The organism is Lentzea sp. NBRC 102530 (genome assembly GCF_030269365.1).
Taxonomy (GTDB): domain Bacteria; phylum Actinomycetota; class Actinomycetes; order Mycobacteriales; family Pseudonocardiaceae; genus Lentzea.
The window spans coordinates 1-492 of sequence record NZ_BSTF01000055.1 but is presented as its reverse complement, the minus strand read 5'-3'; the positions used below and the strand labels follow the sequence as shown (position 1 = coordinate 492).

General features: G+C 54.9%; 2 rRNA genes. Both read right to left on the bottom strand.

Annotated features, from left to right (window positions below):
• A 23S ribosomal RNA gene (locus QSK25_RS45255) occupies nt 1-89 on the bottom strand; the annotation flags it as partial.
• Between the two features lie 341 nt (nt 90-430).
• Nucleotides 431-492: ribosomal RNA gene (locus QSK25_RS45250) — 16S ribosomal RNA — on the bottom strand; the annotation flags it as partial.

The window sequence follows — 492 nt, the reverse complement described above, 5'->3', positions numbered from 1 at the left end:
ACAGCTCCCCTAGACTTTTCGCAGTCTCCTACGTCCTTCATCGGCTCCTGGTGCCAAGACATCCACCGTATGCCCTTACTAACTTGCTACAAAGATGCTCGCATCCACTGTGCAGTTCTCAAAGAACGAACGGTCATCATCTCTTCTGTGCTGCTCGCCTACCTGGCTCGGAAGCCGGCGGTTCAAGCGCTGAGATGACCCGATCACTGAAAGACACTAAGCGTGTTCTCTCAGGACCCAACAGCGTACCGATCTGTTCATCCAGCCCTCGCGACACCTTTCCACGCTCCGAAGAGCAGTACTCACTGTCGTGACAACCGAACGTCTAGCCAGCCAGCATCCACTAATGAGCCCACCCAGCATCAAGGCTGGTGTGGTTCTGACCGATGCTCGGAACGTTTGCCCAAGATCATCGGTAGATGCTCCTTAGAAAGGAGGTGATCCAGCCGCACCTTCCGGTACGGCTACCTTGTTACGACTTCGTCCCAATCG